Source organism: Sandarakinorhabdus sp. (assembly GCF_032115815.1).
Classification (GTDB): domain Bacteria; phylum Pseudomonadota; class Alphaproteobacteria; order Sphingomonadales; family Sphingomonadaceae; genus Sandarakinorhabdus.
Genome location: NZ_JAUMBI010000043.1, coordinates 1 through 6855 on the forward strand (window position 1 = coordinate 1; position 6855 = coordinate 6855).

The window sequence follows — 6855 nt, forward strand, 5'->3', positions numbered from 1 at the left end:
GCCACCAATGTGCAGGAAACCGGTGGGCGAGGGGGCAAAGCGGGTGACGACCTTGCCGGGCAAATCCTGTGTTGCGCTCATGCGCGTTTCATCCAATCAAGGGCTTCAGGGTCGTGGCCGGGAGGGCACACGGAACGCGCGGGTGGTTAGCAGAAGGATCGAAGAGAAACAAACCGCGGGGCAAGTGCTGATCGCCGGCTGGCACCGCTGGCTGGATGCCGAACGCGCGCATCTGCCCTTGTGGCTGCCGGTGGCGCTGGCGGCCGGCATCGCGCTGTGGTTTTCGCTGCCATGGGCGCCGTGGCGGCAGGCGGCGGCGCTGGGTGCGGCGGCGTTGGCCGGCGGGCTCGCATTGGCCGGTCTGCGGCCGCTGGCCTGGATGGCGGCGCTGCTGCTGGCCGGGCTGGGCGTGGCCGAACTGCGCGTCGCCTTGAATCATCATCCGGTGCTGGCCGGGCGGGTGTTCGCCACCGTCACCGCCCGTGTGGAAAGTGCCGAACCGCTGGCCTTTGGTGATCAGCGCCTGGTTCTGGTGCCGGCTGACGATCAGAGCTTGCCCGGCAATGTCGACCGCCTGCGCCTGCGCCTGCGCGGTGAGCAGCCCCAGATCGCCGCCGGCACCATGATCTCGGCACGAGCGCTGCTCTCCCCGCCGTCGGGCATGGCGGTGCCGGGCGGCTATGATCTCGCCCGCCGTGCCTGGTTCGATGGCAATGGCGCAACCGGCGTGGCGCTGGGACAGGTAGCGATCGTGGCCGCGCCACCGCCGGGCCCGGGCCTGTGGCTGGCCGGCGTGCGCAGCCGCTTGCAGGCGCTGATAACCGGTCGCATGCCAGGGGAGGCGGGTGCGGTGGCCGCCGCCTTCGTCACTGGCTGGCAGGGGGCAATCCCACCGGCCACGGCGCAGGCGATGCGCGATGCGGGCCTGGCGCACCTGCTCTCCATTTCGGGCCTGCATATTGCGGTGGTAGTGGGCAGTGTCGCACTCATGATGCGCTGGCTGTTGGGGTTGTGGCCGTGGCTGGTGCTGCGGGTGCCGGTGCCCACGCTGGCGCTGGCGGCGGGCGCGCTGGCGGGGCTCGCCTATACGCTGCTCGCCGGCGCGCAGGTGCCCACGGTGCGCGCAGTGATTGCCGCCTGCATCGTCGTCGTCGGCATGATGCTGGGCCGGCAGGCGTTGAGTTTGCGGCTGCTGGCGGCGGCGGCCTTCGCCATATTGGTGGTGCGGCCCGAAGCGCTGCTCGGCGCCAGCTTCCAGATGAGCTTCGCCGCCGTCATCGGCATCGTCGCCCTGTATGAAAGCCGGCTGGGCAAATGGCTGACGGCGGTGCGGGAGGACGAACCCTGGTGGCAATGGCTGGCCCGCGCGGCGGCGTCACTGCTGGCGTCCGGGTTGGTGGCGGAATTGGCGCTGTCGGGTATCGGCCTCTATCACTTCGGCCGCAGCGGGCTGTACGGCATCGCCGCCAACCTGATCGCCATTCCCTATACCAGTTTCGTGGTGATGCCGGCGCTGATGCTGGCCATGTTCGCCGAAGCCCTGGGACTTGGCTGGCTGTGGCCGCTGGCCGCCTGGGCCATGCAGCAGCTGATCACAATCGCCGATTTTACCGCGTCGCTGCCCGGTGCCATCATCACCAGCGCCGCCATCCCGGGGCCGGCGTTCGCGCTGGGGGCGGCCGGCGGGCTGTGGCTGGCGCTGTGGCGTTCGAACGCGCGCTGGTGGGGGCTGGCGCCGCTGGCGGGCGCGGCGCTGTTGGCTTGGGCAGCGGCCGTGCCCGATCTGCTGATCAGCAGCGACGGCCGTCACCTCGCATTGCGGCTGCCCGATGGGCGGCTGGCCCATGCCCGGGAGCGCGTTGGCGATTTCCTGATCGACAATTGGGCGGAAGCGGTGGGCAGCGAACCCGCCAGCGCCGTCTGGCTTGGCAGTCTGCCCTTGGCGCGCTGTTCAGCGGAAAGCTGCGTGGCAAATTCGGAGCGTGGCGGCCGGCGCTGGCGCGTGCTGGCCACCACTGGCCGCAGCCTAATCCCGCGTGATCGCTTTGCCCCGGCCTGTGCGGCGGCCGATATTGTCGTTTCCGATCGCCGCCTGCCCGATTGGTGCCGCCCACGCTGGCTGAAACTCGATGCCGCCGCCCTTGCACAATCCGGGGCCGTGGCGATCTGGCTCGACGTGCAGCGCGTGGCAACTGCCGCCGATGCGGCCGGCGACCGGCCGTGGCAGCCCCACTGAACAGTGCGAGCTTGCCGACTGGCTGGTGAGTGACGATGCTGGGGAAGGGGAGAAGAACATGGCCAACATCATCGATCCGGAACGCCCGATCGTGGATCCGCATCATCATTTGTGGGATCGGCGCTTCGTGCCGCGAGCGGTGCCCGGCGCCACCGATTTTGAACGGGCCATCAGCCTCAGCCCGCTCTATCTGCTCGATCAACTGAACGCCGATGCGAAGGCCGGGCACAACGTGATCGCCACCGTGTTCCTGGAATGCGGCGCCTTTTACCGCGCCGATGGGCCGGCGGAGAATCGCTGTGTGGGCGAAACCGAATTCGTCAATGGCGTCGCCGCGATGAGCGCATCCGGCCTCTATGGCCCGATGCGGGCCTGCGCCGGCATTGTCGGCCATGCCGATCTCACCTTGGGGGCTGCCGTGCGTCCGGTGCTGGAGGCGCATCTCGCTGCCGCCCCGGCGCGCTTCCGTGGCATCCGCCACTCCCCGGCGTGGGACGCGGATCCCGCCGTGCTCGGCATGTTGCAGCGGAACCCGCCCGGCCTGCTCGCCGAACCCGCCTTCCGCGCGGGCCTGGCCGAACTGGCGGCACTGGGCCTCAGTTATGATTGCTGGCTGCTGGCGCCGCAGTTACCCGAACTTGTCGCCATGGCCCGCGCCGTGCCGGATCTCACCATCGTGTGCGATCACCTTGCCACACCGCTTGGCACCGCATCTTACGCTGGCCGACGCGATGCGGATTATGCGGAGTGGGCTGGCAACATCAAGGCGTTGGCAGACTGCCCGAACGTGGTCATGAAAGTGGGCGGGTTGGCCATGCCCTTTGGCGGCTTTGCCAGTTTCATGGCCGAACCGATGGCCACCGCCGAAATGCTGGCCGCTGAATGGCAACCATGGATCGAAACGGCCATCGCGGCGTTCGGCGCGGATCGTTGCATGTTCGAAAGCAATTTCCCTGTCGATCGCGGCACCTGCGATTACGCCACGCTGTGGAACGCCTTCAAACTGGTCAGCGCCGCCGCCAGCGAGGACGAGAAGACGGCGCTGTTCAGCGGCACTGCAGCGCGGGTCTATCGCCTGGCGCTCTAACGACAACGCCCGCCTGGTAAGGGCGGGCGCTCCGTGGGAACAGGATATCGGCTGTCAGTGATAACGCCGCAGCAGCCCGGCGAGTTTGCCCTGGATGCGGACCTGTTCGGGGTGGTAGCGCTGCGGCTCATGGCTGCTGTTAGCCGGATCGAGGCGGATCAGGCCCTTTTCATGGCGCAGATATTTCAGCGTCGCTTCGGAATCGTCGATCAACGCCACGACGATATCGCCATCCCGCGCCGTGTCGCAGCGGCGGATCAGGGCGTAATCACCATCGTGGATGCCGGCTTCGATCATCGAGTCGCCCGACACCTCCAGCGCATAATGGTCGCCGGGGCCGAGCAGCGCTGATGGCACCGAGAGAGAGCGGTCGCTTTCCAGCGCCTCCACCGGCAGGCCGGCGGCGATACGGCCATGCAGCGGCACGGTAATGGTGTCGTTGGCGGCCAACATCGCGACCGCCGGCGGAGCCGGGGCAGGGCGGCTGGCAACGAGCGTGAGGGCCGGTTTCTCCACCTTCAGCGCTTCGGGCAGACGCAGCACTTCCAGCGCGCGGGCGCGGTTGGGCAGGCGACGGATGAAGGCGCGTTCTTCCAGCGCATTGATCAGGCGGTGCACGCCGGATTTGGACTTCAGGTTCAGCGCCTCCTTCATTTCCTCGAAGGAAGGCGAAACACCGTCGGATTTCAATCGCTCATCGATGAAGATGAGCAATTCCTGCTGCTTGCGGGTGAGCATCGCTTTGTCTCCCATGCCGCCTAAACGGAACATGGGAAGAACATCTAGAAAACAGAATGGAACATGTCAAGCGCAATGCAGGACACTGGTTCGCCGGCTGGTGCTGCCGGGGCATGGGCCTCGCGGATGATCAGCAGTTCGGCGCTGGCGAGCAGGGAGAGTAGGGCGCTGTCTTGCCGGGCGAAGGGTTCCGCCCCTTCGGGAGTGCGCCGCGCCCGCAGATGATCGCGGCGAGAACCGTTGGCGGGCAGGGGGGTGGCGAGCGGCAGCGTTACAATTGGCAGCGCGTGTTGGCGGCCGGCCATGCGCGAGACCAGCGGCACGGCAAACAGCAGCGCCGTCACGAAGGCTGAAACCGGATTGCCCGGCAGGCCGAGCACCCGGGTGCCGCCAAGCCGTCCTGCCAGAAGTGGCTTGCCTGGTCGCAGCGCGATCTTCCAGAAATCGAGGTCAGCGCCAAGTTCGCGCAGCACCGGCACCACCAGATCATGATCGCCCACCGATGCGCCGCCGATGGTGATGATCAGGTCGGCCTCCGCACCGGTCAGCGCGGCAGCCAGCGCGGCGCGGTTGTCCGGGATGATGCCGGGATCATGTACCTCGGCTCCAGCACTGCGCAGCAGGGCAGTGAGCATGGGCGGATTGGAGGAGACGATCTGCCCCGGCCCGGGAGTTTTGCCCGGCAACACCAGCTCATCACCGGTGGCAATCAGCGTCACCCGTGGTCGCCGCACCACCGGCAGCGCCCGCCAGCCGCCGGCAGCTGCCAGCCCCAGATGGGCAGCAGTCAGGCACTTGCCGGCCGCAATCAGCCAGTCACCGGCCGCAAAATCCTGTCCTTTGGGCCGAATATGCGCCCCGGTGCGCGGCGGGCCTTCGCCCTTCAGCCGCGCCATGTCGCCATCGCGAGCGACTTCCTCCTGCACCACGATCACATCCGCGCCGGCCGGCAGCGGCGCCCCAGTGAAGATGCGCACCGCTTCGCCGAGTCCCAACGTACCGGCCCAGCCGTGGCCGGCGGCGCTTTCTCCCACCACGCGCCAGGGCTGGTGCAGATCGGCCCAGCGGATCGCGTAGCCATCCATGGCGGCGGCATCGAACGGTGGCTGGGTGAAGCGGGCCGTGATGGCTTCGGCCAGCACCCGGCCGGCGCACTGATTGAGCGGCAGCGTCTCGGCGGGGAGGGGCTCAACGCCCATCAGCAGCTGATCCAGCGCTGCCGAAAAGGGCAGCAACTCACTCATTCTGCGACGAAATCCCCTGAGCGTCCGCCAGATTTCCTCAACAGGCGGATGCCGTCGATGCGCATCGTGCGGTCGAGCGCCTTGGCCATGTCATAGACGGTGAGAAGTGCGGCAGAGACGGCGGTGAGTGCCTCCATCTCCACGCCGGTACCGTGGGTGGTGGCGACGGTGGCGGTGGCGCGGATGCCCGTGGCCTCAAGGGCCAGATCCACGCTCACCGCATCGATCGGCAGCGGGTGGCAGAGCGGGATCAGATCAGCGGTGCGCTTGGCCGCCATGATGCCGGCAATGCGGGCGGTGGCAAGAACGTCGCCCTTCTTTACGGCTTGTTCAGCAATGGCTTGCAGCGCGTTCTTTGCAACATGTATGAAGCCTTCCGCTGTCGCTTCACGCCGGGTTGCAGCCTTGGCGCTGATGTCCACCATGCGCGCGGCGCCGCGGTCATCCAGATGGGTGAGCTTGGTCATGCGGCGAGGCCGAGCAATTGGCGGGTGGCCGCCGTCACGTCCGTCTGCCGCATCAGGCTTTCACCGACCAGGAAGGTGCGGATACCGACGCCGGCCAGCGCGACCAGATCAGCGTTCGAGGTCAGGCCGGACTCAGCGACGAGTGTCTTGCCCGGCGTATCTGCAAGATCAAAACTCGTCTGAAGACTGACATCCAAAGTCTTGAGATTGCGGTTATTGATACCGAGTAGCGGTGTCTTCAGTAGCAGCGCGCGGTCGCGTTCGGGCGCGTCATGTACTTCGATCAGCACGTCCATGCCCCACGCCATCGCCACCGCTTCCAGTTCGGAGGCTTGCGCGTCCGTCAGTGCCGCCATGATCAGCAATATGGCATCCGCACCCAGCGCGCGGGCTTCGACCACCTGGTAGGGGTCAACAATGAAATCCTTGCGGATCACCGGCAGGCCGCAGGCAGCGCGGGCGGCCACCAGATAATCATCATGCCCCAGGAACCAGCGTTCCTCGGTCAGCACCGACAGGCAGGCGGCGCCGCCGGCTTCATAGGCGCGAGCAAGGGCAGCGGGATCGAAATCAGCACGGATCAAGCCCTTGGATGGGCTGGCTTTCTTGCATTCGGCGATCAGGGCATGGCGGCCATCAGCGTGGGCGGCGTGCAGCGCCTTGATGAAGCCACGCGGCGCATCGGCTGAGCGGGCGGCGGCCTCCACATCGGCGAGGCTCCGCGCCGCCTTGCGAGCCGCGTAGAGGTCGCGCTTGTGGGCGACGATGGTGGAGAGCGTGTCAGTCATCGAAAGGCGATCCAGCGGGCGAGGATGTCAGCGGCAGCGCCACTGTCAATGGCGGTGGCGGCTTCGGCCACGCCCTGCGGCAGGGTCAGGCCGGGGCGGACCACGCTGAGCGCGGCGGCGGCGTTGAGCAGGACCATGTCGCGATAGGCGTCCTGTTGGCCGGCGAGCAGGGCCTTCAGCCGTTCGGCGTTATATTCGGGGCTGCCACCCTTCAGGGCCTCATTCGGCTGGCGGTTCAGGCCGGCGGCTTCCGGGGTTAAGGCTTGGGCGGTCAGCGCACCGCTTGCCAGCGCCA

General features: G+C 67.5%; 7 protein-coding genes and 1 pseudogene. 2 read left to right on the forward strand and 6 right to left on the reverse strand.

Features of this window, described 5'->3' with window-relative positions:
• On the reverse strand, nt 1-81 hold an 81-nt coding region (locus RT662_RS02270), incomplete at its 3' end, for a glutamate--tRNA ligase family protein (RefSeq protein ID WP_313668823.1).
• 103 nt (nt 82-184) lie between these two features.
• On the opposite strand from RT662_RS02270, the gene RT662_RS02275 reads away from it, so the two are divergent.
• Both RT662_RS02275 and RT662_RS02280 read left to right on the forward strand, forming a co-directional pair.
• Nucleotides 185-2236, forward strand: a complete 2052-nt coding sequence (locus tag RT662_RS02275; protein WP_313668814.1) for a ComEC/Rec2 family competence protein — start codon at nt 185-187, stop codon at nt 2234-2236.
• Nucleotides 2237-2261: 25 nt separating this feature from the next.
• Nucleotides 2262-3323, forward strand: coding sequence for an amidohydrolase family protein (locus RT662_RS02280; RefSeq protein ID WP_313668816.1), 1062 nt, complete (start codon nt 2262-2264; stop codon nt 3321-3323).
• A 54-nt stretch (nt 3324-3377) separates the two neighbouring features.
• Here the strand turns inward: RT662_RS02280 and lexA are convergent, their stop codons facing one another.
• From lexA to RT662_RS02305, 5 genes and pseudogenes are all read right to left on the reverse strand, one after another.
• Nucleotides 3378-4061: a transcriptional repressor LexA gene (lexA, locus tag RT662_RS02285; protein WP_313668825.1), complete on the reverse strand. Its 684-nt coding sequence runs from the start codon at nt 4059-4061 to the stop codon at nt 3378-3380.
• Between the two features lie 44 nt (nt 4062-4105).
• Nucleotides 4106-5305, reverse strand: coding sequence for a gephyrin-like molybdotransferase Glp (glp, locus tag RT662_RS02290; RefSeq protein ID WP_313668818.1), 1200 nt, complete (start codon nt 5303-5305; stop codon nt 4106-4108).
• A complete protein-coding gene (gene moaC / locus RT662_RS02295) occupies nt 5302-5772 on the reverse strand; it encodes a cyclic pyranopterin monophosphate synthase MoaC (protein WP_313668819.1) in 471 nt (156 codons plus the stop codon). The genes glp and moaC overlap by 4 nt, the downstream gene beginning before the upstream one ends.
• Nucleotides 5769-6560, reverse strand: coding sequence for an indole-3-glycerol phosphate synthase TrpC (gene trpC, locus RT662_RS02300; RefSeq protein ID WP_313668821.1), 792 nt, complete (start codon nt 6558-6560; stop codon nt 5769-5771). The genes moaC and trpC overlap by 4 nt, the downstream gene beginning before the upstream one ends.
• Nucleotides 6557-6855 (reverse strand): annotated as a pseudogene (locus RT662_RS02305) (anthranilate phosphoribosyltransferase); the annotation flags it as partial. The pseudogene RT662_RS02305 and the gene trpC, both read right to left, overlap by 4 nt.